Origin of the sequence: Pseudomonas pichavaramensis, from assembly GCF_050473265.1 — a bacterium.
Lineage (GTDB): Bacteria > Pseudomonadota > Gammaproteobacteria > Pseudomonadales > Pseudomonadaceae > Aquipseudomonas.
Map to the genome: position 1 here is coordinate 145,065 of NZ_JBJKFJ010000002.1, position 26,096 is coordinate 171,160.

At 63.5% G+C, this 26,096-nt stretch carries 26 protein-coding genes; 11 read left to right on the plus strand and 15 right to left on the minus strand.

Annotation, left to right across the window (positions count from 1 at the left end; all coding sequences use genetic code 11):
* Window positions 1-17: 17 nt before the first annotated feature.
* The 4 genes from ACJRW5_RS04210 to ACJRW5_RS04225 all read right to left on the minus strand — a co-directional run bounded on the left by ACJRW5_RS04210 (window position 18) and on the right by ACJRW5_RS04225 (window position 4,048).
* Complete coding sequence (locus ACJRW5_RS04210) at window positions 18-725, minus strand: type 1 glutamine amidotransferase (RefSeq protein WP_484569276.1); 708 nt, start codon at window positions 723-725, stop codon at window positions 18-20.
* A gap of 156 nt (window positions 726-881) precedes the next feature.
* Complete coding sequence (locus ACJRW5_RS04215; RefSeq protein ID WP_037050633.1) at window positions 882-1,226, minus strand: ribonuclease E inhibitor RraB; 345 nt, start codon at window positions 1,224-1,226, stop codon at window positions 882-884.
* Window positions 1,227-1,659: 433 nt separating this feature from the next.
* On the minus strand, window positions 1,660-2,589 hold the full coding sequence (locus ACJRW5_RS04220; protein WP_484569277.1) for an alpha/beta hydrolase: 930 nt from the start codon (window positions 2,587-2,589) through the stop codon (window positions 1,660-1,662).
* Complete coding sequence (locus ACJRW5_RS04225) at window positions 2,573-4,048, minus strand: flavin-containing monooxygenase (protein WP_484569278.1); 1,476 nt, start codon at window positions 4,046-4,048, stop codon at window positions 2,573-2,575. Before ACJRW5_RS04225 ends, ACJRW5_RS04220 begins: the two co-directional genes overlap by 17 nt.
* 98 nt (window positions 4,049-4,146) lie before the next feature.
* On the opposite strand from ACJRW5_RS04225, the gene ACJRW5_RS04230 reads away from it, so the two are divergent.
* The 3 genes from ACJRW5_RS04230 (at window position 4,147) to ACJRW5_RS04240 (ending at window position 6,730) form a co-directional block, all read left to right on the plus strand.
* Window positions 4,147-5,160, plus strand: coding sequence for an AraC family transcriptional regulator (locus ACJRW5_RS04230; RefSeq protein ID WP_484569279.1), 1,014 nt, complete (start codon window positions 4,147-4,149; stop codon window positions 5,158-5,160).
* A 190-nt stretch (window positions 5,161-5,350) separates the two neighbouring features.
* Window positions 5,351-6,229: a DNA-3-methyladenine glycosylase family protein gene (locus ACJRW5_RS04235; RefSeq protein WP_484569280.1), complete on the plus strand. Its 879-nt coding sequence runs from the start codon at window positions 5,351-5,353 to the stop codon at window positions 6,227-6,229.
* Between the two features lie 3 nt (window positions 6,230-6,232).
* A complete protein-coding gene (locus ACJRW5_RS04240; protein ID WP_484569281.1) occupies window positions 6,233-6,730 on the plus strand; it encodes a methylated-DNA--[protein]-cysteine S-methyltransferase in 498 nt (165 codons plus the stop codon).
* A gap of 4 nt (window positions 6,731-6,734) precedes the next feature.
* Here ACJRW5_RS04240 and ACJRW5_RS04245 read toward each other — a convergent pair whose 3' ends face one another.
* From ACJRW5_RS04245 to aroC, 5 genes are all read right to left on the minus strand, one after another.
* Window positions 6,735-7,274 (minus strand): histidine phosphatase family protein, encoded by a 540-nt coding sequence (locus tag ACJRW5_RS04245; protein ID WP_484569282.1) that lies wholly within the window; start codon window positions 7,272-7,274, stop codon window positions 6,735-6,737.
* A 14-nt stretch (window positions 7,275-7,288) separates the two neighbouring features.
* Window positions 7,289-7,480: a PLDc N-terminal domain-containing protein gene (locus ACJRW5_RS04250; protein ID WP_484569283.1), complete on the minus strand. Its 192-nt coding sequence runs from the start codon at window positions 7,478-7,480 to the stop codon at window positions 7,289-7,291.
* 62 nt (window positions 7,481-7,542) lie between these two features.
* Window positions 7,543-8,082: an acireductone dioxygenase gene (locus tag ACJRW5_RS04255; protein ID WP_484569284.1), complete on the minus strand. Its 540-nt coding sequence runs from the start codon at window positions 8,080-8,082 to the stop codon at window positions 7,543-7,545.
* 7 nt (window positions 8,083-8,089) lie between these two features.
* Window positions 8,090-9,250: an MFS transporter gene (locus ACJRW5_RS04260; protein WP_484569285.1), complete on the minus strand. Its 1,161-nt coding sequence runs from the start codon at window positions 9,248-9,250 to the stop codon at window positions 8,090-8,092.
* A 10-nt stretch (window positions 9,251-9,260) separates the two neighbouring features.
* Window positions 9,261-10,352: a chorismate synthase gene (gene aroC, locus ACJRW5_RS04265; protein ID WP_484569286.1), complete on the minus strand. Its 1,092-nt coding sequence runs from the start codon at window positions 10,350-10,352 to the stop codon at window positions 9,261-9,263.
* A 124-nt stretch (window positions 10,353-10,476) separates the two neighbouring features.
* Here aroC and ACJRW5_RS04270 point away from each other — a divergent pair, with 124 nt between their 5' ends.
* Window positions 10,477-11,469, plus strand: coding sequence for an alpha/beta hydrolase (locus ACJRW5_RS04270; protein WP_484569287.1), 993 nt, complete (start codon window positions 10,477-10,479; stop codon window positions 11,467-11,469).
* Between the two features lie 36 nt (window positions 11,470-11,505).
* The gene (locus tag ACJRW5_RS04275; protein WP_484569288.1) at window positions 11,506-12,306 is read left to right on the plus strand and encodes a hypothetical protein; all 801 of its coding nucleotides are present in this window, start codon (window positions 11,506-11,508) and stop codon (window positions 12,304-12,306) included.
* Between the two features lie 206 nt (window positions 12,307-12,512).
* Here ACJRW5_RS04275 and prmB read toward each other — a convergent pair whose 3' ends face one another.
* Window positions 12,513-13,433 (minus strand): 50S ribosomal protein L3 N(5)-glutamine methyltransferase, encoded by a 921-nt coding sequence (prmB, locus tag ACJRW5_RS04280; RefSeq protein WP_484569289.1) that lies wholly within the window; start codon window positions 13,431-13,433, stop codon window positions 12,513-12,515.
* A gap of 78 nt (window positions 13,434-13,511) precedes the next feature.
* Window positions 13,512-13,640 (minus strand): hypothetical protein, encoded by a 129-nt coding sequence (locus tag ACJRW5_RS04285; RefSeq protein WP_484569290.1) that lies wholly within the window; start codon window positions 13,638-13,640, stop codon window positions 13,512-13,514.
* Between the two features lie 155 nt (window positions 13,641-13,795).
* Between ACJRW5_RS04285 and ACJRW5_RS04290 the strand changes: the two genes are divergently transcribed.
* From ACJRW5_RS04290 to ACJRW5_RS04310, 5 genes are all read left to right on the plus strand, one after another.
* Window positions 13,796-14,392: a cysteine hydrolase family protein gene (locus ACJRW5_RS04290; RefSeq protein WP_484569291.1), complete on the plus strand. Its 597-nt coding sequence runs from the start codon at window positions 13,796-13,798 to the stop codon at window positions 14,390-14,392.
* Window positions 14,393-14,473: 81 nt separating this feature from the next.
* Window positions 14,474-14,794: a hypothetical protein gene (locus ACJRW5_RS04295; protein ID WP_484569292.1), complete on the plus strand. Its 321-nt coding sequence runs from the start codon at window positions 14,474-14,476 to the stop codon at window positions 14,792-14,794.
* Between the two features lie 100 nt (window positions 14,795-14,894).
* A complete protein-coding gene (locus ACJRW5_RS04300; protein WP_484569293.1) occupies window positions 14,895-15,452 on the plus strand; it encodes a Smr/MutS family protein in 558 nt (185 codons plus the stop codon).
* 86 nt (window positions 15,453-15,538) lie between these two features.
* Entirely contained in the window at window positions 15,539-16,084 is a 546-nt protein-coding gene (gene folE, locus ACJRW5_RS04305; RefSeq protein WP_484569294.1) for a GTP cyclohydrolase I FolE, read from the plus strand.
* 63 nt (window positions 16,085-16,147) lie between these two features.
* Complete coding sequence (locus ACJRW5_RS04310) at window positions 16,148-16,516, plus strand: glutathione S-transferase N-terminal domain-containing protein (RefSeq protein WP_484569295.1); 369 nt, start codon at window positions 16,148-16,150, stop codon at window positions 16,514-16,516.
* A 237-nt stretch (window positions 16,517-16,753) separates the two neighbouring features.
* On the opposite strand, the gene ligA is transcribed toward ACJRW5_RS04310, so the two are convergent.
* The 4 genes from ligA to ACJRW5_RS04330 form a co-directional block, all read right to left on the minus strand.
* Window positions 16,754-19,114: an NAD-dependent DNA ligase LigA gene (gene ligA, locus ACJRW5_RS04315; protein WP_484569296.1), complete on the minus strand. Its 2,361-nt coding sequence runs from the start codon at window positions 19,112-19,114 to the stop codon at window positions 16,754-16,756.
* A 58-nt stretch (window positions 19,115-19,172) separates the two neighbouring features.
* Window positions 19,173-19,994: a cell division protein ZipA gene (gene zipA, locus ACJRW5_RS04320; protein WP_484569297.1), complete on the minus strand. Its 822-nt coding sequence runs from the start codon at window positions 19,992-19,994 to the stop codon at window positions 19,173-19,175.
* Window positions 19,995-20,164: 170 nt separating this feature from the next.
* Window positions 20,165-23,653, minus strand: a complete 3,489-nt coding sequence (gene smc / locus ACJRW5_RS04325; protein ID WP_484569298.1) for a chromosome segregation protein SMC — start codon at window positions 23,651-23,653, stop codon at window positions 20,165-20,167.
* A 6-nt stretch (window positions 23,654-23,659) separates the two neighbouring features.
* Window positions 23,660-24,319 (minus strand): GntR family transcriptional regulator, encoded by a 660-nt coding sequence (locus tag ACJRW5_RS04330; protein WP_484569299.1) that lies wholly within the window; start codon window positions 24,317-24,319, stop codon window positions 23,660-23,662.
* A 233-nt stretch (window positions 24,320-24,552) separates the two neighbouring features.
* Between ACJRW5_RS04330 and ACJRW5_RS04335 the strand changes: the two genes are divergently transcribed.
* Window positions 24,553-25,686: an alkane 1-monooxygenase gene (locus tag ACJRW5_RS04335; RefSeq protein WP_484569300.1), complete on the plus strand. Its 1,134-nt coding sequence runs from the start codon at window positions 24,553-24,555 to the stop codon at window positions 25,684-25,686.
* Window positions 25,687-26,096 lie beyond the last annotated feature (410 nt).

Consider the following 26,096-nt stretch of genomic DNA (forward strand, 5'->3'; position numbering starts at 1 on the left):
GCACTATCGGTGCTGACTCACAAGCCAGCCAGTTTCAGCCAATGCGCATAGAAGCCCTCGGCGACCTGATTCAGCGCCCTGACCTTCTCAGGCAGGTCGTCACGCATCTCGGCGATGCTCTGCTGACTGGGCTGACTGTCATCGAGCAAGTGCGCCCAGTCGTCAAGCCAGCACTCGATCAGCGGCTCGGTCATCTCCGGGTGCCCTTGCAACGCCAGCACTTTGTCGCCCCAGGTAAAGGCCTGGTTGTCGCACCAACGGCTGCTCAGCAGAGGCTGGGCGCCTTCCGGCAGGGCGAAGGTGTCGCCGTGCCACTGGAAGATGCTGAACGGCTCGGGCAAGTGCGCCAGCCAGGGGCTATTGGCCACCTGCGCATGGCGCTGCATGGTCTGCCAGCCGGCTTCGGTGTAAGGCATACGGTGCACGCTGGCACCTAGCGCTTTGGCCAGCAGCTGGCCACCAAGACAATGCCCGATAATGGGCACCTCACGGGCGATGAAACGCTGCAGTGCCGCCACCTCGCCGGCAATCCACGGCAGCGGGTCGTTGACACTCATGGGCCCGCCCATGACGGCGACCGCCTTGGGCCGCTCCAGGTCATAGCCCTGCAGTTCGCCCAAGTCAACGCGCAACACGTCGAACCCGCAGCCACGCGCCTGCAGCACCTGCGCCAGATGGGCTGGCGGGCAATAATCGATATGGGTCAGGATCAGAACATCGGCCATGAATACCTCCGTCACGCAGTCTGCGTGATGGCGTTGGCCAAGTCGAGGCTGGCTGCTTTCATAAGCAGGGCCTCTCGCGGGTGGTGCCCGGGTTCTCTGCCCCTCTCCCCGGCAGGAAAGAGAGGCAGAACACGCCAGACTTCAGGAGCGGGCGTGCTAACGAACAGCCGACGCTTTAACCTCCTGAGTTACGCCCCAGCCGTCCAGTGTGCCGCCCAGCGGGACGACAATGGACTCCAGGTCATGCTCGAACGCGCCAATACCGGCATGGGTGGCGTACATCACTTTGCTGATTTGCAGGTGCCAGGCGCCGTCCTCACGGGCGGATACCTGGGCGTTGAGCGACTCGCCGCGAAAGTTTCTCGCCGCCATTCTGGCCCGCTCCTCATCGGGGAAGATGGCGTAGAACTCGATCGGGTGAAACTGGGCGAAGTCGAACCCCCCTTCTTTCATCCGACGCAGCACAGAGGTGCTGGAGTCTTCGTGGAAGGCTGTGCTCATAAACGACCTCCTCTCAGGCTATGGATGGATTGACCGCTTTCCCATTGCGACCGTCCGACTGGACGGTGTCGCGGCCCATGCTGGCGCCGCCCCGAGAATCGAGCAGGTGCTCGACGTGTCTACTTCAAGCTCATCGACGGTTGCCTGGCAGAACTCCAGACTGAAAACCGTCTTCTCAAGGGTAGCCGCTCAGCGCCTGCTTCGCGCTACGCGGAAAGTCTTTGTGACAAAGCCGGCGACCAGCGGCAATTGGCCATACCGGGGCGCCACTCCCAATGCCAGTCAGTTAAGCCTCAATGCACCGGGCCTGTAGGAGCGGCGCCCCGCCGCGAATCGACACGACGCGGACGCGAAGCACTTCGCCCCGGGGGCGGGGCTCTACGCAAAGCGGTTTAGCGAGCCTAATCTGCGCAGCATTAGCCTCACTCCTCCTTCACATCCCTCGCTCGCGGAGAAAAGACGCCACACGGCCGATCGCGTAATCCGCCGCACGCAACATACCGACATGCGCCTGGAACACGTGCCACAGCCCTGGATAGCGCTCCAGACGCACACTCACCCCGGCCGCCTTGGCACGCTCGGCGAGGCGCAGACTGTCGCCCAGCAGCAACTCGTCCTCCCCCACCTGAATCAAGGTCGGCGGCAGGCGACTGAGATCCGCAAACAGCGGCGACATGCCCGGATCATTGCGCGGCAGGTCAGCCGGGCAATACAGCTGCGCGGCCTGCTCGATCCAACTGGGGTGGATCAGCGGATCGCCGGCCGGCGGCTCATGTATCTGCTCGCCAGTGAAATCGGTAGCGGGCGAAAAGCACACCAGCGCCGCTGGCGCCGGCAGGCCGAGTTCGATGATACGCAGGCAGCCGACCAGGCTGAGGTTGCCACCAGCCGAGTCACCGCCGATGGCGATCTGCTGCGGCCGATAGCCAGCGTCCAGCAGCGCCTGGTAAGCCGCTACCACATCATCGCGAGCCGCCGGATAGGGATGCTCCGGGGCCAGCCGGTAATCCAGCGCACAGACCTCCAGAGCGCCGCGCTTGGCCAGGCTGGCGCAGATGCCGCGATGGGTATCCGGCCCGCCGATCATGAAGGCGCCGCCGTGCAGATAGAGCAGCACGCTGCCGCTACTGGCAGGTGGTCGGTGCCATTCGCAGGGGCGCCCGGCCAGGGTCGCGGCGCTGCGGCTGACTCCGCGCGGCGTCAGGGTAATGCGGGTAAGCGCACGCAGCACCAGGCGCTGCCCGGCCACCGGCATCGGCGGACGCACCAGGCCGCGGAAGAACAAGCGCAGAAAGCCGCGTAACAGGCCGCGCAGCAGCATCTGCTCGGCGGCTGGGGCTTCGAAATCAGCGGACGCAGTCATAGTCGGCAAGCTCCGGTGTGCGGGTCATAAGGCGATAAGTGAAGGTGAAACCCGGCCAGTTGTTGGTGTTCTTGCCGGTAGCGGTCTTGTACCAGCTGTCGCAGCCCTGTACCCATATCGTTCGATGAGTCGCCTGTTGCAACTCGCTGTTGTAATGACGCTGCACCGTCGGGCGCAGATCAAGATAGCGCAGCCCCTGCTCGCGCAGCGCCCGCAGGCAACCCAGCACATAGGCGTACTGGCTCTCCAGCATGTAAAGAATCGAGTTGTGCCCGAGGTTGGTATTCGGCCCGTAGAGCAGGAACAGGTTGGGGAAGCCGCTGACGCTGATGCCCTTGTACGCCTCGGCACCCTCCTTCCACGCCTGATTCAGCTCCAGCCCATCGAGGCCGCGAATGCGCATCGGCGCGAGGAAATCGGTGGCGGTGAAACCGGTGCCATAGATCAGCACGTCGCAGGGGTGCTCGCGACCATCGGCCGTCATCAGCGAATGTTCACGCACCTGGCGAATCGCCGAGTCGACGATCTCGACATTGCGCTGCGCTAGCGCCGGAAAGTAGTCGTTGCTGATCAGAATGCGCTTGCAGCCCATGGGGTAGTCCGGCTGCAGCTGAGCGCGCTTGCCGAGATCGGGCATCTGCCGTCGCAGATGACGGGTGAAGCTGTGGCGGAACAGGCGCATCAGCCAGGGGAAGCGGATAAAGGCCAGCGCCCGGCCCTCATGATGCAGGTATTGCAACAGGCGATCGGCTCGCTGCCACAGCGGCACACGGCGCTTGAGGGCGATCTCCCAGGGGCGATAGGCGCGGTCCGGCTTGGCCAACACATAGGCGGCAGAGCGCTGGAACAGGCTCAGGCTGGCGACCTTGGGCTGGATCTGCGGCACGAACTGGATGGCCGAAGCCCCGGTGCCGATTACCGCTACGCGCTTGCCCGTCAGATCCAGATCATGTCGCCAGCGCGCCGAATGAAAAGCCTCGCCACGGAAATTCTCCAGACCGGTCAGCTCAGGGTAAGCCGGCCGATTGAGCTGGCCGCAAGCACTGACCAGCGCCTGCGCCTCGATCACTTTGCCCCCTGCCAGCTCGACCCGCCAGATACCGCGCGCGGCATCGAACTCGGCGCCAAGCGCTTCGCTATTCAGACGGATGTGCGGGCGCAGCCGGTGTTTCTCCACGCATTGCAGGATATAGGCGTGAATCTCCGCCTGCGGCGCGAACTTGCGCGACCAGTCGTGCTTGGGCTCGAAGGAGAACGAATACAAGTGCGAGGGTACATCGCAGGCGGCCCCGGGGTAGCTGTTGTCGCGCCAGGTGCCGCCTACCTCGCCGCCCTTCTCCAGTAGCAGGAAATCGTCCTCACCGGCCTTGCGCAACTGCATGGCCAGGCCCAGCCCGGCAAAACCGCTGCCGATGATCAGTACGCGCCAGGGCGCGTTCGTACGGGGGTTGTTGTTCATTGTAGTGACCCGTGTGTGGCGATGAACGGATGCTACCCGCCTCGCCGCGCCCAGGTTATGGCATAGTCGGCCAGGATATTGTGACTTTCGGACAACCTATGTCGGCCCACTGGCCCGAGCGGCGCAGCATCATCAGCATCCAGTTGCTCACCCAACTCGGGCTCGACCTCGGTCTGAGCCTGGACAGATGCCTGCGTGACACTGGGCTCACCCCAGTCCAACTCACCAGCCTGAGCGGAGAGATCGAAGCGCAGCGCGAGTTGCAGTTGATCGCCAATCTGATCGAGGCGCTGCCAGAACTGGGCGATCTTGGCTTGCGTGCCGGGCAACGCTACCACCTGACCAGCTACGGTGCCTGGGGCTATGCCATTCTCAGCAGCGCCACAGTGCGCCAGGCCGCCGAGCTTGGCCTGCGCTATCACGGCCTGACCTACGCCTTCACCCGCATCAGCCTGAACGTGGATGATGACGTCGCCAGCCTGAATTTCGACGACAGCGCCCTGCCCCCGGCCCTGCATGACTTCATCGTCCAGCGCGACATGCTCGGCGCCCTCGTGGTCGTGCGAGAACTGCTCGGTTGTGCGCTGCCATTGCTTGAACTGGAGCTGCGCCAGGCAGCGCCGCGCGACATCTCACCCTTTATCGCTGCCTTCGGCCAGGTGCCACGCTTCGACGCGGAGCACAATCGCCTGGGGTTTAGCGCAAGCCTGCTGGACAACCCTTTGCCACGGGCCAACCCACAACTGGTCAGCGCCTGCGAGCAGCAATGTCAGACATTGCTGGCGCACCATCAATGGCATCAGGGCCTGGCCGGGCGCGTACGCCAGTTGTTGTTGCAGTCGCCAGGGCAGATCGCCGATATGGAGCAGGTCGCCGAAGGTTTACATCTGAGCAGCCGCACCCTGCGCCGACGCCTGGTCGAAGAAGGCACCCGTTTCCGCGCCCTGCAGGACGAAGTGCGCCAGGCGCTGGCCGAGGAGTTGTTGGCAGCCGGCGGCCTGAGCCTTGAGGAAATCGCCGAACGCCTGGGGTATGGCGAGCTGTCGAATTTCATCCACGCCTTCAAGCGCTGGAAAGGCACGACGCCGGGGCGCTATCAACGTGGCGCCTAGGGTGTCGTGGAGCCACCTGGTGCGCGCGGCGCACCCTACCAAAAGCCCGCACGCCTGGACCTTGGCCCTCCGGTAAGCACTTCATGTAGGGTGCGCCGTGCGCACAGCGCCCCGCACACAGGCCGGTCATTGCAGTTTGAAAGTCATCTTCACGCTGACAGGGCGCGAGCGCCGCGCTAGGGTGCCAGCCATGAACATCATCACGCTGCTTCTGCCCTACCAACCGCCATTGGACTGGCAACAGTTCCACAGCCATTTCGTCCTGCGTGCGATTCCCGGCCTGGAGTCGCTGAGCACGAACAGCTACAGCCGTGGCTTCAGCATCGACGGCACACCCGGCTGGTTTCGAGTTGCCCCGCTGCCTGGGCAAAACGCGCTGGAACTGCGCTGCCGCGTCAGCTCGCCTGGCCATCTCGATCAACTCGAACAACGCGTGCGGCGCATGTTCGACCTCGATAGCGAACCCGAGATCATCGCTCGCCACCTCAGCGGCGACGCATTGCTCGCGCCGCTGCTGCTGGGTAATCCCGGCCTGCGACTGCCGGTCGCCTTCGATCCCTTCGAGCAGGCCGTGCGCGCCATAGTCGGCCAGCAAGTCACGGTGAAGGCGGCAGTCACCATCGTCGGGCGCCTGGTAATGCGTGCGGGTATGCCAATAGAGACGCCGCAAGAGCTGGGCATCAGTCGTTTGTTCCCCACGCCGCAGGCACTGGCCGAAGCCGATCTGAACGGCATCGGCATGCCCGGCAAACGCGTGCAGTGCCTGCAGTATTTCGCGGCGCGCATTGCCGATGGCAGCCTGCACCTCAATGTCGAGGACGGCAGCGCAGCGCTGATCGAACGCCTCTGCGCCCTGCCCGGCATTGGCCCGTGGACGGCGGAGTACATCGCCTTGCGCGCGTTCGGCGAGGCCGACGCCTTTCCCGCCAGCGACCTGGGCCTGCTCAAGGCGCCGATATGGGGAACGGAAGGTATCGATGCACGCCGCCTGAAAGCACGCGCGGAAGCCTGGCGACCCTGGCGCGCCTATGCGGCTGCGCATCTCTGGCACAATTATTCAGGAGGCTGAGTCATGCACTACCGCTACCACGACAGCCCAGTCGGCCCGCTTTTCATCGCGGCCGACGAAAGCGGCCTGCAATTGCTGCTGATGGAGCTGGACAGTCGACCCTGGCGCATCGAAGAAGATTGGCAGCCAGCGGGCCGTGAACTGGACGCTGTATGCAAACAACTGGACGAATATTTCGCCGGTCAGCGGCGCCAGTTCGAGCTGCGCCTGGCGCCCCGCGGTACGGCGTTCCAACAGGCGGTGTGGCAGGCGCTACAGGCCATTCCCTACGGTCGCACCTGCAGCTATTCGGAGCTGGCCACAGTCATCGGTCGGCCACAGGCCGTACGCGCGGTGGGCACGGCCAATGGCGCCAACCCGATCTCGATCATCGTGCCCTGTCACCGGGTAATCGGGCGCGACGGCAGCCTCACCGGTTATGCCGGCGGTCTGCCGCGCAAGCAGCAGCTACTGGAACTGGAAGGCGTGCTGCAACCTACTCAGCCGAAACTGGCGCTGTAGTGCGTCAACGCGCCGGGATGCGGGCTAAAGGCTGCGCATTGCGGCGTAACGGCAGAGCGAGGATGAGCCCTTCGCCGGACGCGGGAAAGATGCCGGTCAAGGCCGTGATATTGACCTGGTGGGAAATCAGCACGAGGGGCGCTCCGCCGGGTAACTGATTGATCATGCGGATCAGCTCGTCAGTCTGTGCAGCGCCGTCGGCAGGTTCGCCAAAGAAGGAATCCAGGGCGGTGAATGGTTGCACCGGGCCACGCAGCATGCCCGTGGCAGTGTCCAGTGCGCGGCACCAGCGACTGCTGAGCAAGCGAGGCGTCTCGATGCCCTGGCGCGCCAGCAACTCGCCCCAGCGCCGGGCCTCGGCGCGCCCCTGGGCGTCGAGGTTGCGCTGGGTATCACACTGGCCCAGGCGAAAGTTGGCGGGATCACCGGTACCCGGCGCCGTGGTATGTCGCAAAAGCAGCAATGCACGGCCCTCGCGCACGGCCTGCCAGGCCTCCGTAGACGCTGCTGCCACACCCCATGCAGGAAGCAGCAACAGTGCCATCAGCCATGCGCGGATCACAAGCGGACGTTACCGCGTGGCCCCATCAGGGCCCAGATGATCAGGCCGATTACCGGCAACAGCACGATCAGCAGGATCCACAGAATCTTGATGCCTGTTTCAGCGCTGCTCTTGACCACATTGATGATGGCCCAGATATCCAGGGCCAGAATGACCAGGCCGATCAGGCCATTGAAGGTAGAACCCATGACGACACTCCTGTCTGAAAGGTTGCCTTCATAGGATAGCCAGTGGCCTGCCGGGGTTCCCTTCAGGCGTCCAGGCGCGGAAAACGCGAGGCAATATCGTCGCCCGTGACCTCGGCAGCTTCGTCGCTGGCACTCAAGCGTAATGCCAGCAGGTGCGGCTCCTCGCCGAGGTCGAACCAGTGGCGGGTGCCGGCCGGCAGGGTCAACAGGTCGCCACGCTCGCCTTGCAGCACATAGACGTAGCCATCCACATGCACGCTCAGCTGCGCGAAGCCACCGACAAACAACCAGGCGCTGGCACTGCCCTGCACCTGTTCGTCCAAGTGGCGGGCGCGCAGCTCCAGCTTCCGTGCGTCATTGCGCTGCAGATTGAACAGTTCCTGCTGCACATAGCCCTGCTCTGTCATGAACGCCTGCAGCCACAAGCCATAGGCCGCCTCGAACTCGGCCTGCTCGCAGCCTGGGCGCAACGCCTGCGGCAGCTCCACCTGGCGATAGTCGATACCTACAGCCGCCAGGGTACTGGCGATGTCATCGGCATGGTTCAGGACCTTGTTCGGCAATTCCGGGGACGTATCCAGATGGACGCTGAGGCTGCTCATGGAGGACTCACTCGATTCGGGGCTGCTCGGACGGCAGGCGGGTGACAATGATGAAAACTGCGAGCAAGGCTACCAGACTGGCAATGGCGAAGGTCCAGGCTGGGCCCAGACCTTTCCAGCTGTAACCGGCATAGAGTGCGCCGAGGGCACCGCCAATACCGGCCAGACTGGCATAGAGCGCCTGCCCCTGGCCCTGCTGACGATCAGCGAAACTGCGCTGCACGAAGTGAATGCAGGCAGCGTGAAAAGCACCGAAGGTGGCGGCGTGCATGCACTGCGCCAGCAATAAAACGGGCAGGTACTGCGCCAGGTTACCCAGCAACAACCAGCGCACTGCAGTGATCAGAAAACTGACCAGCAGCACGCTGCGTAGCGAGTAACGCTGCAGCAGCCGCGCCATCACCAGGAACAGCAGAATTTCCGCCACCACACCCAAGGCCCAGAACAGGCCGATGGCACCACGGCTGTAGCCGACACCTTCCAGATGCAGACTGAGGAAGGTGTAGTACGGGCCATTGCTCAACTGCATCAGCGCAACGCAGATGTAGAACGCAATGATGCCGGGACGGCGCAACTGACGAAGGAAACCACCTTGCTCCGGATTGTCCGGTCGCACCAGCGGCTGTGCATTGGGCACCCAGAAACTGCCGGCGACGATACCGGCCATGATCACCACCAACGCCGCCGGATACGCATCCAGGCTCAGCCACTCGAACAACAGCCCAAGGCCGACCACAGCAACGATGAAACCGATGCTGCCCCACAGGCGGATCTGGCTATAACGCGCAGATTGTTCACGCAGATGGGCCAGGGTGATGACTTCGAACTGCGGCAGCACCGCATGCCAGAAGAAGGCATGAGTGGCCATGATCAGCGCCAGCCAGGCGTAGCTCTGGCTGAAGAAGATGCCGGCGAAGCAAACCAGGGTACAGAGTGCGCCAAAGCGCACGATCAGCAAGCGCTGACCGGTATGGTCGCCCAACCAGCCCCACAGATTGGGGGCCACGCAGCGCATCAGCATGGGAATGGCGATCAGCTCGCCGATACGCGCCGGAGAAAAGCCCAGGTGATCGAAGTACAGCGCCAGAAATGGCGCGGTCCCCCCGAGCAAAGCGAAGTAGAAGAAATAGAAGCTCGATAGCCGCCAGTACGGCAGGGCCGCGCTCATGCCGCCTGGGTCACAGTTGCGGCAGCACCGGCGTGGTGACGCGCACATCGGCGTTCTGCGCGCGATGACGCAGCAGATGATCCATCAGCACGATGGCCATCATCGCCTCGGCGATCGGTGTAGCGCGGATGCCCACGCAAGGGTCGTGACGGCCCTTGGTGATCACGTCCACCGGGTTGCCGTCGACGTCGATGGAGCGCCCCGGCGTGGTGATGCTGGAAGTCGGCTTGAGCGCCAGGTGGGCGACGATCGGCTGACCGCTGGAGATGCCGCCAAGAATGCCGCCAGCGTTATTGCTCAGGAAACCGTCCGGCGTCAGCTCATCGCGGTGCTCGGTGCCGCGCTGGGCAACACTGGCGAAGCCCGCGCCGATTTCCACGCCCTTGACCGCATTGATGCTCATCAGCGCATGGGCCAGCTCGGCGTCCAGGCGGTCGAAAATCGGCTCACCCAAGCCCGGCATCACCCCTTCGGCGACCACGGTGATCTTCGCCCCGACCGAGTCCTGGTCGCGGCGCAGCTGGTCCATGTAGGCCTCCAGCTCCGGCACCTTGTCCGGATCGGGACTGAAGAAGGCGTTCTGCTCGACGCTGTCCCAGGTCTTGAACGGAATCTCGATCGGGCCGAGCTGGCTCATGTAGCCGCGGATGACGATGCCCTGGCTGGCCAGGAACTTCTTGGCGATGGCGCCGGCGGCCACGCGCATGGCCGTCTCGCGCGCCGAGCTGCGGCCACCGCCACGGTAGTCGCGGATGCCGTATTTGTGGTGATAGGTGTAGTCGGCGTGCGCCGGGCGGAACAGGTCCTTGATCGCCGAGTAGTCCTTGGACTTCTGGTCGGTGTTGCGGATCAGCAGGCCGATGGAGCAACCGGTGGTCTTGCCCTCGAACACGCCGGAAAGGATTTCCACCTCGTCAGCTTCCTGGCGCTGCGTGGTGTGGCGGCTGGTGCCCGGCTTGCGGCGGTCGAGGTCGCGCTGCAGGTCTTCCAGGCTGATTTCGACACCGGGCGGGCAACCGTCGACGATGGCGACCAGCGCCGGGCCATGGCTTTCGCCAGCGGTGGTGACGGTGAACAGCTTGCCGTAGGTATTGCCGGACATGGGAAGACGCTCCGCGAAATTCAGCCCAGGCCCGACGCTGCGCAGGCCCGATTAACAAGGTGGGCGAGTATACCTGCCACCATCTCGCAGTTCACCCCGAACCTTGCTCGGTCGCAGACGTCCAATGCCAGTCTGCCACCACCCCACACCTATCATGCTGCGAGCCCTGCTTTTGTCCCTCACCCTGATCACTGGCCTGGCCCAGGCCAATACCACCCGCCAACAGCCCATCAGCCTCGACACCGACCAGGGCACGTTGTACGGCAGCCTGCTGGTTCCGCAAAGCGATCAACCGCTGCCGGTGGCGCTGCTGATTGCCGGCTCCGGCCCCACCGACCGTGACGGTAACAACCCCGAAGGTGGCCACAACGACGCCCTGAAGAAACTGGCCCAGGTACTGGCACGCCACGGCATCGCCAGTCTGCGCTATGACAAGCGCGGCGTAGCCGCCAGCAGCGCCGCCACGCCAAACGAACGCGACCTGAGCGTCGAACGCTACGTGGCCGATGCCGAAGGCTGGGCCAGGCTGCTTAGAGAGGACTCGCGCTTCAACCGGCTGATCCTGATCGGCCACAGCGAAGGCGCAATGATCGCCAGCCTGGCTGCCAACGGCAGTCAGGCCGATGCCCTGGTGTCCATCGCCGGCCCCGCCTACCCCATCGGCCAGGTGCTGGATATGCAACTGGCCATGCGTCTGCCACCGGAGCGGCTGGCCGAGAGCCGGCACATTCTCGCCAACCTGATCCGTGGCAAGCTGCAACCGGACGTGCCCAAGGAGCTGCAGGTGGTCTACCGCCCCAGCGTGCAACCCTATCTGATCAGCCTGCTGCGCCAGGATCCGGCGGAAAATTTCGCCGCCCTGCGCATGCCCGCGCTGATCGTGCAGGGCACGCACGATGCACAGGTCAGCCCGGATAACGCCGAACTGATGCAGCAGGCCAAGCCAGACGCCGAACTGGCGCTGATCCCGGGCATGAACCACGTCATGCGCATCACTCCGGCGGCCTGGCAGGAACAGCTAGCGTCCTACGACGATCCACAGCTACCCTTGGCCCGTGCGCTAGGTGAGCGGATCGTCGCCTTCATTCGCTCCAGCGCAGAGAAAAACGGTCGATAACCTGCAAAATGACCCGATCAAGCGCACAGGACGCCCATGAGCGAGAACCCAGCCCCGGAGGCGCAAGCCCCCGAAGACGCAGCCGCGGCCAGCGAAACGCCTGCCGCGCCACACCCCTGGTCTGACCTGCCGGCGGAGCAGTTCAGCCTGCTGCGCCTGGCGCCGCTGCCCGTAGATCGGGAAACCGGGCCCAGACCGCTGCGCTTCGTCCAGCTGGGTCGGGTCGAGCGCCACACCAAGGAGCTCAGCCTGCTGCGCCTGACCGTCCAGGTACCTGGGCAGCGCCTGCATCGCCAACAGAACCTGCTGGAAGTCTGGGCCGACCACCAGGGCAAGGAAGTGCGTTTCGGCCCTGACAAGGGCCTGAGCGTGGAGCCCGCCAATTGCGGCCTCGGGCGTTTTCTCATGGCCCAGGGCATCGCCTGGGCACGCAAGCACTACGCCCACTATCAGGTCGAAGGCGGCGCCCTGCCCACCAAGGACAACTTCAACGAAGCCGCCCGCGAACGGCGCGATCACGCATTGAAAGCGCAGGGTTTCACCATCGAATACAGCGACCCGTTGCAGCTAAAGCCGTTCTACAGCGCGCCACGGGTCAGTTCGCTGCATGGCGACTGGCAGGCCGAGAAGGTGCAGATCATCGAATTGCTGGACGCTGCCGCCATGTTGCAACAGGCCGACCAGAACCTGCAGGAACAGAGCGTCAAGCTGCGCAAGCTGGAAGAGCGCGTCGATCGTCTCAAGCGCGAAGACACAGGCCTGCGTTTCACCATCACCTGCCTGATCGCCTTCTGCCTGTTTCAAGCGGGTTTGCTGATATGGATCGCCACGCGCTGAGAGCCTATTTACGATCATCTGCGCGTCGGCGCTACTGCGTTGAAAACAAGCTCGAAATGCTCATGTACAAAAGTACAGTCGAACGCGACTCCGACCGTTTCTCGCTTGCTTTCGCCTTGTATCGCTCTAGCTCGAAAGATCGTAAACAGCCTCTACTGGCGGCTCGCACGACCTAACGTAGGGTGAACACCGTGCGCACCGGCATGTCAGCCTTCGATACGTGAACGAAACAATGCCTGGTGCTCGCGGCACTGCTTGGCAGCCAGCAGGAACACCCCGTGACCGCCGTGCTGGAAGTCCAGCCAGGTGAAATCCACCTCCGGGTACAGCGCTTCGACATGCACCTGGCTGTTGCCCACCTCGACGATCAGCACACCACGCTCGGTCAGGTGATCAGCGGCCTCGGCCAGCATGCGTCGCACCAGATCCAGGCCGTCATCACCGCAGGCCAGGCCCATGGCCGGCTCGTGTTGGTATTCGGCCGGCATGTCGGCGAAATCTTCGGCGTCGACATAAGGCGGGTTGGAGACGATCAGGTCGAAACGCTGACCAGGCAGCCCCGCGAAACCGTCACCCTGCACGCAATACACACGCTCCTCCAGGCCGTGGCGCTCGATATTCTGATTGGCCACTTCCAGCGCATCGAAGGAAAGATCGGCCAGCACCACCTCGGCCTCGGGGAACTCGTACGCGCAGGCGATACCGATGCAACCCGAGCCTGTGCACAGGTCGAGTACTCGTGCTGGCTCGGTCGGTAGCCAGGGGGCGAAATGTCGGTCGATCAGCTCGGCAATCGGCGAGCGTGGCACCAGCACACGTTCATCGACCACGAACGGCAAGCCGCAAAACCACGCCTCGCCAAGCAGGTAGGCAGTCGGCACCCGCTCCTCGATACGCTGTTTGAGCAGCGTCTGCAGGTGCGTGTGCTCATCGTCTTCAAGACGGCAATCGAGATACGCGTCGGAGATTTCCCAAGGCAGATGCAGCGCCCCGAGCACCAGCTGGCGCGCCTCGTCCCAGGCGTTGTCGGTGCCATGACCAAAGAACAGCTGCTCGGCCTGAAAGCGACTGACAGCCCAGCGAATATAGTCGCGCAGGGTACGTAAACGAGTGGTGAGAGCAGTCACGGGCGGCCTCCGGGTGAAAAGTGCGGAAGTTTAGCCCAGTGCGGGTAGCCAGCGCATGAACGACGGGTTAATGAACGCTCATGAACCTTTGTGCTTGTCGCGCGCTTCGTGCTCGTCGGGACGCCGCAACTCTCGCAGCACCGCGACGGACACGGCGATAGAGAACAACAGCCAGAAATGCGGGGATAACTGCGACAAAAGTGACATGGCAACTCCTTTTGCGTACGACCCTGAGTCCTTCGGGGCAGTTCCGATTCTGCTCCGGCAACATGCACTGAGCAAGCATTGACGCAGATAGAGGTTCACAGACCGCTCTGGCAAGCGGACAATGGCAAATTAAAACCATCAGCCAGGAGCCCGAGATGTCCCATCCGCAAACCATGTTCCAGCTCACCGGTCGTGGCCACGCACCGGCCAGCCTGAACAATGCGACCTTGCTGATCATCGATGCCCAGGAAGAGTACCGCAGCGGCGTCCTCGCCCTGCCCGGCCTTGACCCCGCACTGGCAGAAATCGCCAACCTGCTGGCCGCCGCACGTAGCGCTGGCGCCGATATCGTCCACGTCAAACACCTGGGCATCCCGGGCGGCCTGCTCGACCCCAGCGGCCCTCGTGGCCGTCAGTTGCCGGAGGCCGCGCCGCTGACCGGCGAGATCGTGGTCGAAAAACGCCTACCCAACGCCTTTGCTGGCACCGAGCTGCATGACCGCTTGCAGGCGCTTGGCCATCTGGATCTGATCGTCTGCGGTTTCATGACCCATTCCAGCGTCAGCACCACGGTGCGCGCCGCCAAGGACTACGGCTACCGCTGCACCCTGGTCGATGCTGCCTGCGCGACCCGTGATCTGCCTGCGCCAGACGGCAGCGTGATCTCTGCCGCCGAGGTGCATCGCATCGAGATGATCGCCCTGGGCGACAACTTCGCCACTATCGTGCCGCACGCAAAATCGCTGATTTGATGCCTGTCACAGCCGTACCGCGCCAGCGGAACTCCGCTGGCAGCAGCCGGTCACAGCGCCGATAACCCAGAGGAAATCGGAATGAAGCTTTCTGACGATTTCGATGCACGTCGCTTGCGCCCACGCCAGTCTGGTAGCTGGCGTCTGCGTCTCGGTGCCGGCCTGGGCGCGCTGCTGGCTGCCTTCGGAGTTCTCCTGGCGATGGCTGGCGTCGCCTCGCTGGCGGGTCGCGCGCCCGTGCTGGGCACGCTCAACGACTCTGTCGGCGAAGCCATCGTTCTACTGCTGCTCGGCCTGCTCCTGTTATGGGCCGGCATCTCATTCTGGCGGCGCTGCCGCAGGCGCCTGCGCCGCTCCGGTGATCTGAGCCTGTCACCCTCTCTGATGAAAAAGCGCGACTGAGGCCAATGTCCACCAGCGACCATGGGCCTGAGAAGAGGTCTTTCTGCGCTTACCCGGCCGGCTTTTCGGTAAGATAGCCGCCTGTTTCGCGGAGCCTCCGATGCAAGACGACGACTTTTCCCTGTTCCAGGCCGAGCTGCGCGGCGTCAAGCCGCTCAAGCATGACCGTGCCGATACCGGCAAACCCAAACCCGATCGCAAGCAGTTCAAGACCCTGCGCCAGGCAGCGACCGTCAGCCAGGGTGAGATCAAGGTGGACGGTCTTTCCGACCAGTTCGTCATCGACGTTGGCGCCGAAGACCCGCTGTACTGGGCCGGCAACGGCGTGCAGGACGGCCAGATGCGCAAGCTCAAGCTGGGGCAGATTGCCTTCGAAGGCAGCCTCGACCTGCACGGCATGAGCGTCGAGAAAGCCCGCGACACCTTGTGGGAGTTTCTCGCCGAAGCCACCAAGCTGGAAATCCGCTGCGTGCGCGTCACCCACGGCAAGGCCGTGCGCATGGACGGGCGCAAACCGATGATCAAGAGTCACGTCAACACCTGGCTGCGTCAGCACCCCAAGGTGCTGGGTTTCACCTCGTGCCTGGCCAAGCACGGCGGCACCGGAGCGGTGTACGTCATCCTCAAACGAACCATGATGGATGGCCGCGACGAGTAACGAGACTCGCGCTGCGGTCTGGCGCTCTTGTCAGGCCTCTTTTCGCGCCCTACCCTGCGTCCATTCGATACCCAACAGGAATCTCCATGTCCCTGGAACAACACTACACCGCCATCCTCGGCCAACTCGGCGAAGACGTCTCTCGCGAAGGCCTGCTGGACACCCCCAAGCGCGCTGCCAAGGCCATGCAGTACCTCTGCCGCGGCTATGAGCAGACGCTGGAGGAAGTCACCAACGGCGCGCTGTTCAGCTCCGATAACAGCGAGATGGTGCTGGTGAAGAACATCGAGCTGTACTCGCTGTGCGAGCATCACCTGCTGCCGTTCATCGGCAAGGCACACGTGGCCTACATCCCCAATGGCAAGGTGCTGGGCCTGTCCAAGGTCGCGCGGATCGTCGACATGTTCGCCCGCCGCCTGCAGATTCAGGAAAACCTCAGCCGGCAGATCGCCGAAGCGGTCGAGCAGGTCACCGGCGCCCTTGGCGTGGCGGTGGTCATCGAAGCCCAGCACATGTGCATGATGATGCGCGGCGTGGAGAAGCAGAACTCTTCCATGGTCACCTCGGTAATGCTCGGCGAGTTCCGCAATAACCCGGCCACCCGTGGCGAGTTCCTCAATCTGGTTCGCTAAGCGGCAAACAGCGACGGCCGTTCACATCAGTGAACGGCCGCGTGCATTTCAGGAGTAGAGAAAATGTTGCTAAAAGCCCTTCGCGTCGGTCTGGGCCAATTGGTCGTGTTTGGCGACTGGATCAGTCGCCCACGCAAGCTTAAGCGCAGCCCCGAGGCTCAGGCCGAGGTCGAGAAAGCCACAGCCGACCTGGCGCTGTATCAGTTCCATGCCTGTCCGTTCTGCGTCAAGGTACGCCGCAACATGCACCGCCTGAACCTGCCGGTAGCGCTGCGTGACGCCAAGAACGACGCCCAGCATCGCCAGGCGCTGGAGCAACAGGGCGGGCGCATCAAGGTGCCGTGCCTGCGCATCGAGGAAAACGGCCAGAGCACCTGGCTTTATGAGTCCAAGGCAATCATCGCCTATCTGGACCAGCGCTTCGCCGGCTGAAGCCAAGCTTTTCGTAGGAGCCGGCTTGCCGGCGATGCTTCTCCGATCAGCTCGCCGGCAAGCCGGCTCCTACAGGTCAGCGTTCGACACCTGCACTTCGTCCAGCCCAGTAGCCCGGATGCAATCCGGGAGCCTTGGAGCTACCCTGTCGGTCATTTCGCGGCTGAAGCCGCTCCTACAAGATCGGCGTATCTTCGCCTGCCTTTTCAGGAGCGAGCTCTGCTCGCGAACAGCCCATTAGGATTCGATACCGTAGGTCTTGAGTTGCTCGAGGAACTGCGCTTCGTCCAGCACCCTCACGCCCAGTTCGCTGGCCTTGGCCAGCTTCGAACCGGCACCAGGCCCGGCGACGACACAATGGGTCTTGGCCGATACCGAGCCGGCCACCTTGGCGCCCAGGCTCTCCAGCTTTTCCTTGGCCACGTCGCGGCTCATCACTTCCAGGGTGCCGGTGAGCACCCAGGTCTGGCCGGCCAGTGGCAGGCCTTCGGCGACCTTCTTCTCACTTTCCCAATGCATGCCGAAGTCACGCAACTGCTGCTCGATGGCGCGGGCGCGCTGAGCGTTGCCTTCGCCGTCGAAGAAATCGCGCACGGCCTTGGCCTGCCGCTCCGGCAGCGCCTGACGCATGTCCAGCCAGTCGCCGACGAGCACCGCCTCCAGGCTGCCGAAGCGCTCGGCAAGCTTCTGCGCCGCCCCCGGACCAACGCTGGGAATATTGAGCTTGTCGAGCATGCCGCCGAGGGTGGCGACGGCGCTGAACTCGGCGCTCAGCTCGCCCTCCTCCTGCAACTGCAGGCCGCAGTCGCCGAGCAGCGCGTCGATGACCTGCTGGTTATGCGCGTCCTCGAAGAAGCTGTGGATCTCATGCGCCACTTCCAGACCGATGTCCGGCAGGTAGGTGAGCACTTCCGGCAGCGCCTGGCGTACCCGCGTCAGCGAAGCCAGGGAACGCGCTAGCACCTTGGCGGTTTCTTCGCCGACATCGGGAATGCCCAGGGCATAGATGAAGCGCGCCAGGGTCGGCCGCTTGCTGGCCTCGATAGCGACCAGCAGCTTGTTGCTGGACACCTCGGCAAAACCGTCCAGGCCGATGATCTGTTCGAAGGTCAACTTGTACAGATCGGCCGGCGAAGCGATCAGCTTCTCGTCGACCAGTTGTTCGATGGTCTTGTCGCCGAGGCCATCGATATCCATGGCGCGGCGCGAAACGAAGTGGATGATCGCCTGCTTGAGCTGCGCCTGACAGCTCAGGCGACCGACGCAGCGGTACACCGAGCCTTCGCTGACGCTTTCCTTACCCTTGCTGCGCTTGATCAGCTGAGTGCGCTCCACCGCCGAGCCGCATACCGGGCACTGCTCGGGGATATGCACCGGGCGCGCATCATCGGGGCGGCGCTCGGGCACCACGGCCATCACCTGCGGGATTACGTCACCGGCGCGGCGGATGATCACCGTATCGCCGATCATCACCCCCAGGCGCGCCACCTCGTCCATGTTGTGCAGGGTGGCATTGGCCACCATCACGCCGGCCACCTTGACCGGCTTGAGCCGCGCTACCGGCGTCACCGCGCCGGTACGGCCGACCTGGAACTCGACGTCGAGCAGCTCGGTCAGCTCCTCCTGCGCCGGGAACTTGTGAGCGATGGCCCAGTGCGGCGTACGTGCACGGAAGCCCAGCTGCTGCTGGTCCTCAATGTTGTTGACCTTGAACACCACACCATCGATGTCATAGGCCAGGCTCATGCGCCGCTCGCCGATGTCGCGGTAATAGTCGAGACAGGCCTGTACACCCTTGGCCAGTTTCAACTCACGGCTGATGGGAATGCCCCAGGCCTTGAGCTGCTGCAGCATAGCCACCTGGGTACCCGGCAGTTCACCGCTGACCTGGCCGACGCCATAGCAGCAGAATTCCAGCGGCCGGCTGGCGGTGATCTTCGGATCAAGCTGACGCAGGCTACCGGCCGCTGCATTGCGCGGGTTGGCGAAGGTCTTGCCGCCGCTCTCGGCCTGGCGCGCATTGAGTTCCTCGAAGCCAGCCTTGGGCATGAAAACCTCGCCGCGCACTTCCAGCACCTGCGGCCAGCCCTTGCCCTGCAGCTTGAGCGGCACGTTGCGAATGGTGCGCACGTTGCTGCTGATATCCTCGCCGGTACTGCCATCGCCACGTGTGGCGCCGCGCACCAGCTGGCCGTTCTCGTAAAGCAGGCTCACCGCCAGGCCGTCGAGCTTGGGCTCGCAGCTGTACTCGACCTCGGCACCACCGCCGAACAGATCGCCGCCCGCCAGGCCCAGGCCGCTCTGCACGCTGCGGTCGAAGGCGTGCAGATCGTCTTCTTCGAAAGCGTTGCCGAGGCTGAGCATCGGCACCTCGTGACGCACCTCGCCAAAGGCACTGAGCGCCTCGCCGCCAACACGCTGGGTCGGCGAATCGGGGGTCACCAGCTCCGGATGTTCAGCCTCCAGCGCCTGCAGCTCGCGAAACAGACGGTCGTACTCAGCATCGGGCACGCTCGGCTCATCCAGCACGTAGTAGCGATAGTTGTGTGCGTCCAGTTCCTGGCGCAGCGCGGAAATACGTTGGGCAACGTCGGTCATGCTCGGTCTCTCAAACGAAAAGAGCAGCCTGAGCTGCTCTTTTTCAATGCACGTGTGATCAGCGTTTCTGGGTCAATTGCCGGCGCTCGAATTCAACGATGCGCTGGCGGTAATGTTCGATGGTCTGCGCGGTCATCACGCTACGCTGGTCGTCCTTCAGCTCACCGCCCAGTTCGTGCGACAGCTTGCGCGCCGCCGCGACCATCACGTCGAAGGCCTGCTTGGGATGACGCGGGCCAGGCAGGCTGAGGAAGAAGCTCACGGCGCGGGTGCTGAAGCCTTCGATATCATCGAGATCGAAGGTGCCCGGCTTGAGCGCGTTAGCCATGGAGAACAGCACTTCGCCGTTACCGGCCATGCTCTCGTGGCGATGGAAGATGTCCATCTCGCCGAAACGCAGACCGCTTTCGAGAATGTTCTGCAGAAGAGCCGGGCCCTTGAAGCCGATATCGTCGCGCGCGACAACGTTGATGACCAGCACCTCTTCGACAGGCGCAGCATCGGCAGCCGGCTTGGCAGGCTTCTTCGGTTCGTCGGGTTCATCATCGACCGGGTTGAGCAGCGTCGGTACCGGCTCGTCGACGGCGAGATTGAGATCGCCCTGCTGCGGCTCGTTACGCGGACGACGCGGCAGGTCCTTGGCATTCATCGACGGCAGGTCGTCTTCATCCAGTTGCGGGTCGACGTCACGCTGAATCACGCGCGGCGGACTGAGCAGATCCGGGTCACTGTCGTCATCCGGCATGTTGGCGAAACTGCGATCCAGCTTGAATCTGAGTTTGCCCTTGCCACCGCGCATCCGACGCCAACCGTCGAAAAGAATGCCAGCAATAACGATGATGCCAATAACGATCAGCCACTCGCGCAGACCGAATTCCATGAAATACCTGACCCTTAAAAATTCTGGTGAAAAAAAGATCCAATCAATCGGACCCTGACTCGACTATAAAACGCGACGCCAACTCCATGTTCTGTCTGACGTTTTCCGCGTGTAACAAAAGTGGGCAATAAGCTAGCACGACGAAAGGCAACTTTACACAGGCAGACGCATCAGCTCTCCACCATCGCCAGTGCCTCTTCGACATCTACCGCCACCAGACGCGAGCAGCCCGGCTCGTGCATGGTAACCCCCATCAATTGATCGGCCATTTCCATGGCGATCTTATTGTGGGTGATGTAGATGAACTGCACCGTTGCCGACATCTCCTTGACCAAGCGCGCATAACGACCCACGTTGGCGTCATCCAGCGGCGCATCAACTTCATCCAACATGCAGAACGGCGCCGGATTGAGCTGGAAGATGGAAAACACCAATGCCAAAGCGGTCAACGCTTTCTCTCCACCGGAGAGCAAATGGATGGTGCTGTTCTTCTTGCCCGGGGGCCGCGCCATGATGGTCACACCGGTATCGAGTAAATCTTCGCCGGTGAGTTCCAAATAAGCACTGCCGCCACCGAAAACTTTTGGAAACAGTGCCTGCAAACCGCCATTAATCTGATCGAAAGTTTCCTTGAAACGATTGCGCGTTTCCTTGTCGATCTTGCGAATGACGTTTTCCAGAGTTTCCAGCGCTTCGACCAGATCGGCATCCTGCGCATCCAGATAACGTTTGCGCTCGGACTGCTGCTGATATTCGTCGATGGCCGCCAGGTTGATCGGCCCAAGCCGCGTGATACGCGCCGCCATGCGCTCCAGCTCTTCCTCCCAGGCGCTTTCCGTGGCGTCGGCCGGCAGCGTGGCGATCACCCCGTGCAGGTCGTAGTTGTCTTCGGCAAGCTGATCGGCCAGGGCCTTGCGTCGCACGTTGAGCGACTGCCAGTCCATGCGCTGCTGCTCCAGCTGGCCGCGCAGCAGTTGCGCCTGCTGCTCGGCCTGGCTGCGACGCTTCTCGGCATCGCGCAACTCGCGGTCGGCGTCTTCCAGCGTCAGGCGCGCCTGACGCAGTTCCTCGTCCACCGCCATGCGCCGCTCGAGCAATTCCTCGAGCTTGATACGCAGCTCTTCCAGCGGCGCCTCGCCCTCCTCCAGATTCAGTGACAGCTGCTCACGCCGCTCGTGCAGGCGTTCGGCCTGCATTTCCAGACGCTCCAGCGCCTGGCGAGTGGAGTCGTGCTGCGCCTTCAGCGAGCCGAGGCGTACGGCCAACTGGTGGGCATGATCCTTGTGTTGGCGGGCCTCCTGACGCACCCGATCGAGGCGTTCGCGCAGGCTGTCACGACTGGCCAGCAGGCTTTCGCGCTGCTCGTTGTCCTGGGCCATGGCATCCAGCGCATCCTGCAGTTGCAGGCGCGCCTCACCGAGTTGCTCCTGCTCGATCTCACGTTGCTCGGCCGCTTCCTGCAGCTCGTCCTGCAAGCGCCGGCGGCGCAGGCCCAACTGCTCGGCCTTGGCCTGGCTGGCAGACAATCGCGCCTTCAGCTCGGCCAGGTGCCGTCCCAGCTCCTGGCTCTGACGACGCTGCTGCTCACGCAGTTCTTCCTGAAGGCGCTGCGCATCGCGCAGGCCCAACAGACGTTCATCCAGTTGCACCAGCGCCGCCTCGCGTTCCTCACGCTCCAGTTGCAGGCGCTCCAATTCCTGCCCGCGCGCCAGCACGCCGCTGTCCGCCTCGGCGGCGCGGCGCACACGCAGAAAATGCCGACCGACCCAATAGCCGTCACGGCTGATCAGGCTTTCGCCATCGGCCAATTGGCCACGCGCCGCCAACGCCTGCTCCAGCGATTCGACCGGACGTACGCCGGCCAGCCAGGGCGACAGGTCGTGGCTCGACTCCACCTTGTCCAGCAGGCTACCGGCACTTCGCATGCCGCCCCTGGCGGGGCTGAGCAGGCGCAGTTCGCCCTGCTCCAATGCCGAGAAATCCAGCCCGGCGAAATCATCCAGCAGCACGGCCTGCAGATCGGCGCCGAGCACGGTTTCCACCGCCAGCTCCCAGCCGGCCTCCACACGCAGCCCTTCGGCCAGGCGCGGACGCTGCTGCAAGCCTTGCTCACGCAGCCACTCGCCGGCGCCCTGCCCCGGATCGAGCGCGGCTTGCTGCAGCGCCTCCAGCGAGGCCAGGCGACCATTGAGACGCTGCAACTCGCCCTGCGCCTGCTGCTGCGCCTGACCGGCCTGCTGCAGCTCTTCACGCAGTTGCTGCAGGCGCTCGGCCTGCTGCTCCTCAGCTTGCTGCAGCGCTTCCTGCTCCAGCTCGCCAGCGGCCAGCTGTTCGTTCAATTCGAGAATGGCGGCGTCTTCGGGGTCGGCCGTCAGTTGCTGCAATTCTTCACCGAGACGACGCTGACGCTCGCTCAGGCGCTCCAGGCTCTGTTCCAGCTGGGCGATGCGCGACTGCTGCACCTCGGCTTGGCGGCGTGGCTCGGCACTGCGCTGGTTGAAGTTGTCCCACTGTTCCTGCCAGCCGTGCATGGTGGTTTCAGCTTCTTCCAGGCTGGCGGCGGATTCCTCGGCGGCAGCGGCGGTCATCTCCTGCTCGGGCAGGAGCATCTCCAGCTCCTCGCCCAGGGTGGCCAGCAGGGTGCGGTCGTGGCCGAGGTGCGATTCGGTTTCCAGGCGCGCCTTTTCTGCCTCGCGCAAATCGTCCTGTAACTGGCGCAGGCGCTGCTGGCCGTGCTGGATGCTCTGCTCGACGCGGGCGATATCTCCGCCCACGGAATAGAAACGCCCCTGCACCAGGTTGAAACGCTCGCTCAATTCGTGGTGACCGTCGCGCAGGCGCTCGATACTGGCATCGGCACTGCGCTGCTCGGCCACCAGCGCCTCGAAGGCCACTTCCTGATCGCCAATCACCTGCTCGCGGCTGCCGACCTGCTGGTTCAGGGTCTGCCAGCGCAGCGCCAGCAATTGGGCCTTGAGCTGACGCTCCTCGGCCTTGTATTCCTGATACTTCTCCGCGGCCTGAGCCTGACGGTGCAGGCGTTCGAGCTGGCGCTCCAGTTCCTCGCGCAGGTCGGTCAGGCGCGCCAGGTTTTCCTGGGTGCGGCGGATGCGGTTTTCGGTCTCGCGGCGGCGCTCCTTGTACTTGGAGATGCCGGCGGCTTCCTCGATGAAGTTGCGCAGTTCCTCGGGCTTGGCCTCGATCAGCTTGCTGATCATGCCCTGCTCGATGATCGAGTAGCTGCGCGGCCCCAGACCGGTACCGAGGAAGATGTCGGTGATGTCGCGGCGACGGCACTTGGTGCCGTTGAGGAAGTAGGTGTTCTGCGCGTCGCGGGTGACCCGACGGCGGATGGAAATCTCGGCGAAGGCGGCGTATTCGCCCACCAGCGAGTTGTCGCTGTTGTCGAAGATCAGCTCGATGGACGCCTGGGTCACCGGCTTGCGCGTGTTGGAGCCGTTGAAGATGACGTCGGTCATCGACTCGCCGCGCAGGTTCTTCGCCGAACTTTCGCCCATCACCCAGCGCACGGCGTCGATGATGTTGGACTTGCCGCAACCGTTGGGCCCGACCACCGCCGCCATGTTGCTGGGAAAGCTGACCGTCGTCGGATCGACGAACGACTTGAAGCCGGCCAGCTTGATGCTCTTCAGGCGCATCGGGGCTTAGCGCTCGGCCAGGGTCGCCAGCACCAGCTGGCAGTTGTGCTGACCATAGGCCTGCAAGACTTCGCGAGCACGCCCGTGGTCACGGCCGATGATCGCCTGCAGCAGGCTGGCGAAGGTGCCCATGAACTGGCCCATCTCGCCTTTGCGGCGCTCCAGCGCCAGGTGGTAGGTGCGGCTGATGGCCGGCAACAGGTTCTCTAGGGTTTCCTGCAGGTAGGGGTTGTCGGCGAAGGGAAAGGCCGCGCGCATGACATCGAAGCTGTTCTCGACGAAGGCGCCGATGTCGCCGCGTTGCAGGCTGTCCAGCAGGCGCTGCTGGATGTCGATGAAGGGCGCCAGGTCGGTTTCCACCTTCCAATGATCGATCACTGCGCGAGCCAACATGGCGTAGAGCTCGATGGTCAGCGCGTAGAGACTGGTGACGTGATGTGCGGTCAATTCGCTGACCTGGGCCCCGCGGCGCGGCAGGATCACGATCAGGTGGCGACGCTCGAGAATCAGCAGCGCCTCGCGCACCGAACCACGGCTGACATTCAGGGCCTGGGTGACCTTCTGCTCCTGGATGCGCTCACGCTCCTTGAGCTCACCACGAATGATGCGTTCGGCCAGGTAGTGGGCAATTTGCTCGGCGAGGCTGTCCGGGGCCTTGAACGTCATGACATTCCTTATGTGCGTCGATACAGCGGGCAGGCGGTCGAGTCTGAGGGCCCCGCCACGGCTGGGCGGAAGCAAGAAAATCTGGCGGCGAGTGTAACACAGGGTGTTACCGGGCCAAGCGTCCCAGGCATGCGCTTTCCGTTCTAAAGGTTGGGCATGAAAGCATGGTCACAAAAACAGATCGTCCTACAATCCTACATGCAACTCGTAACAACAATCAGGCGGAGACCGGCATGTTCGAACGACTTCCCTCGCACTGGATGCTCGCCCTGAAGAAGGTCGGCTATTGGATCTGGTTGATCCCGGTGCTCGGCATCCCCCTCAGCTACCACTGGTCGCTGGGCAGCGCTCATGCCGACGCCTGGGCCTGGCTGGTGATCACGGCGGTGTTCGGCGTGATTCCGCTGCTCGACTTCGTCGTGGGCCGCGACCCGGCCAACCCGGATGAGCGCGACGAGGTGCCGGCCCTGGAAACTCAGGGCTACTATCGCCTGCTGAGTCTGGCGACGGTGCCACTGCTGCTGGCGATGCTGGCCTGGAGCGCCTGGATATTCGTCAGTTACGAGGGCTGGAGCTGGGTCGGCCAGCTCGGCTGGGTGCTCTCGGTGGGCACGGTGATGGGCGCCATCGGCATCACGGTCTCGCACGAGCTGATTCACAAGGATGCGGCGCTGGAACAGAACGCCGGCGGCCTGCTGCTGGCAGCGGTGTGCTACGCCGGCTTCAAGGTGGAGCACGTGCGTGGCCATCATGTGCATGTCTCAACGCCCGAGGACGCATCGTCCTCGCGGTTTGGCCAGAGCCTGTACGCCTTCCTGCCACATGCCTACAAGCACAACTTCCTCAATGCCTGGAGATTGGAGGCCGAGCGCCTACAGCGCCGTGGTCTGCCTGCCCTGCACTGGCGCAACGAGCTGATCTGGTGGTACGCCACCAGTGCACTGCTGTTGCTCGGCTTCAGCCTGGCCTTCGGCTGGCTGGGGGCACTGTTCTTCCTCGGCCAGGCGCTGATGGCCTTCACCCTGCTGGAGATCGTCAACTACGTCGAACACTACGGCCTGCACCGGCGCAAACTGGACAACGGCCGCTACGAGCGCACCACGCCGCATCACTCATGGAACAGCAACTTCCTGCTGACCAACCTGTTCCTGTTCCACCTGCAGCGCCACTCCGACCATCACGCCTACGCCAAGCGTCGCTACCAGGTGCTGCGCCATTTCGACGACAGCCCGCAACTCCCCAACGGCTATGCCGGAATGATCGTGCTCGCCCTCTTTCCGCCACTGTGGCGCGCGATCATGGACCCCAAGGTGCGCGCCTACTACGCCGGCGAGGAACACCAGCTGAGCGAATCGCAGCTGACCTGAGCCCTGCCCGCCCCTTACAGCCAACCCCGGCAGTGCAAGCTCCCGGGGTTTTGCTTTTGTAGGTGTGCGGGCCCACCCAGGCCCTGCGCACCAGTGCTGTGCCATGTTTGCCTGTGGTTATTGGTGCGCGCGGCGCACCATACGCTCCCCTGGCCAGCCTTCGCCGGCATGAAAGTCACGTAGGGTGCGCCATGCGCACCAACCATTCGCCGCCGAACATTTATGCGCACGCCCTAGACAGCCCCGGACACCCTACGGAAAGCCCGCAGCAGAGCCCTAGCTGGCACGAAAACCGCTACGCTCAGAGCATGAATCCGGCCCCCGCGCTGATAACTGAAATGCATGAAAAGCAGCTGACCGCCAGGTCAAATATTTGTTGACCCAAAAGTCAGAAAACTCTAGATTAGCCC

Coding starts and splice junctions, on each gene's coding strand:
- ACJRW5_RS04210 (WP_484569276.1), bottom strand. CDS start 725: ATGGCCGATGTTCTGATCCTGACCCATATCGATTATTGCCCGCCAGCC.
- ACJRW5_RS04215 (WP_037050633.1), bottom strand. CDS start 1,226: ATGAGCACAGCCTTCCACGAAGACTCCAGCACCTCTGTGCTGCGTCGG.
- ACJRW5_RS04220 (WP_484569277.1), bottom strand. CDS start 2,589: ATGACTGCGTCCGCTGATTTCGAAGCCCCAGCCGCCGAGCAGATGCTG.
- ACJRW5_RS04225 (WP_484569278.1), bottom strand. CDS start 4,048: ATGAACAACAACCCCCGTACGAACGCGCCCTGGCGCGTACTGATCATC.
- ACJRW5_RS04230 (WP_484569279.1), top strand. CDS start 4,147: ATGTCGGCCCACTGGCCCGAGCGGCGCAGCATCATCAGCATCCAGTTG.
- ACJRW5_RS04235 (WP_484569280.1), top strand. CDS start 5,351: ATGAACATCATCACGCTGCTTCTGCCCTACCAACCGCCATTGGACTGG.
- ACJRW5_RS04240 (WP_484569281.1), top strand. CDS start 6,233: ATGCACTACCGCTACCACGACAGCCCAGTCGGCCCGCTTTTCATCGCG.
- ACJRW5_RS04245 (WP_484569282.1), bottom strand. CDS start 7,274: ATGGCACTGTTGCTGCTTCCTGCATGGGGTGTGGCAGCAGCGTCTACG.
- ACJRW5_RS04250 (WP_484569283.1), bottom strand. CDS start 7,480: ATGGGTTCTACCTTCAATGGCCTGATCGGCCTGGTCATTCTGGCCCTG.
- ACJRW5_RS04255 (WP_484569284.1), bottom strand. CDS start 8,082: ATGAGCAGCCTCAGCGTCCATCTGGATACGTCCCCGGAATTGCCGAAC.
- ACJRW5_RS04260 (WP_484569285.1), bottom strand. CDS start 9,250: ATGAGCGCGGCCCTGCCGTACTGGCGGCTATCGAGCTTCTATTTCTTC.
- aroC (WP_484569286.1), bottom strand. CDS start 10,352: ATGTCCGGCAATACCTACGGCAAGCTGTTCACCGTCACCACCGCTGGC.
- ACJRW5_RS04270 (WP_484569287.1), top strand. CDS start 10,477: ATGCCAGTCTGCCACCACCCCACACCTATCATGCTGCGAGCCCTGCTT.
- ACJRW5_RS04275 (WP_484569288.1), top strand. CDS start 11,506: ATGAGCGAGAACCCAGCCCCGGAGGCGCAAGCCCCCGAAGACGCAGCC.
- ACJRW5_RS04285 (WP_484569290.1), bottom strand. CDS start 13,640: ATGTCACTTTTGTCGCAGTTATCCCCGCATTTCTGGCTGTTGTTCTCT.
- ACJRW5_RS04290 (WP_484569291.1), top strand. CDS start 13,796: ATGTCCCATCCGCAAACCATGTTCCAGCTCACCGGTCGTGGCCACGCA.
- ACJRW5_RS04295 (WP_484569292.1), top strand. CDS start 14,474: ATGAAGCTTTCTGACGATTTCGATGCACGTCGCTTGCGCCCACGCCAG.
- ACJRW5_RS04300 (WP_484569293.1), top strand. CDS start 14,895: ATGCAAGACGACGACTTTTCCCTGTTCCAGGCCGAGCTGCGCGGCGTC.
- folE (WP_484569294.1), top strand. CDS start 15,539: ATGTCCCTGGAACAACACTACACCGCCATCCTCGGCCAACTCGGCGAA.
- ACJRW5_RS04310 (WP_484569295.1), top strand. CDS start 16,148: ATGTTGCTAAAAGCCCTTCGCGTCGGTCTGGGCCAATTGGTCGTGTTT.
- ligA (WP_484569296.1), bottom strand. CDS start 19,114: ATGACCGACGTTGCCCAACGTATTTCCGCGCTGCGCCAGGAACTGGAC.
- zipA (WP_484569297.1), bottom strand. CDS start 19,994: ATGGAATTCGGTCTGCGCGAGTGGCTGATCGTTATTGGCATCATCGTT.
- smc (WP_484569298.1), bottom strand. CDS start 23,653: ATGCGCCTGAAGAGCATCAAGCTGGCCGGCTTCAAGTCGTTCGTCGAT.
- ACJRW5_RS04330 (WP_484569299.1), bottom strand. CDS start 24,319: ATGACGTTCAAGGCCCCGGACAGCCTCGCCGAGCAAATTGCCCACTAC.
- ACJRW5_RS04335 (WP_484569300.1), top strand. CDS start 24,553: ATGTTCGAACGACTTCCCTCGCACTGGATGCTCGCCCTGAAGAAGGTC.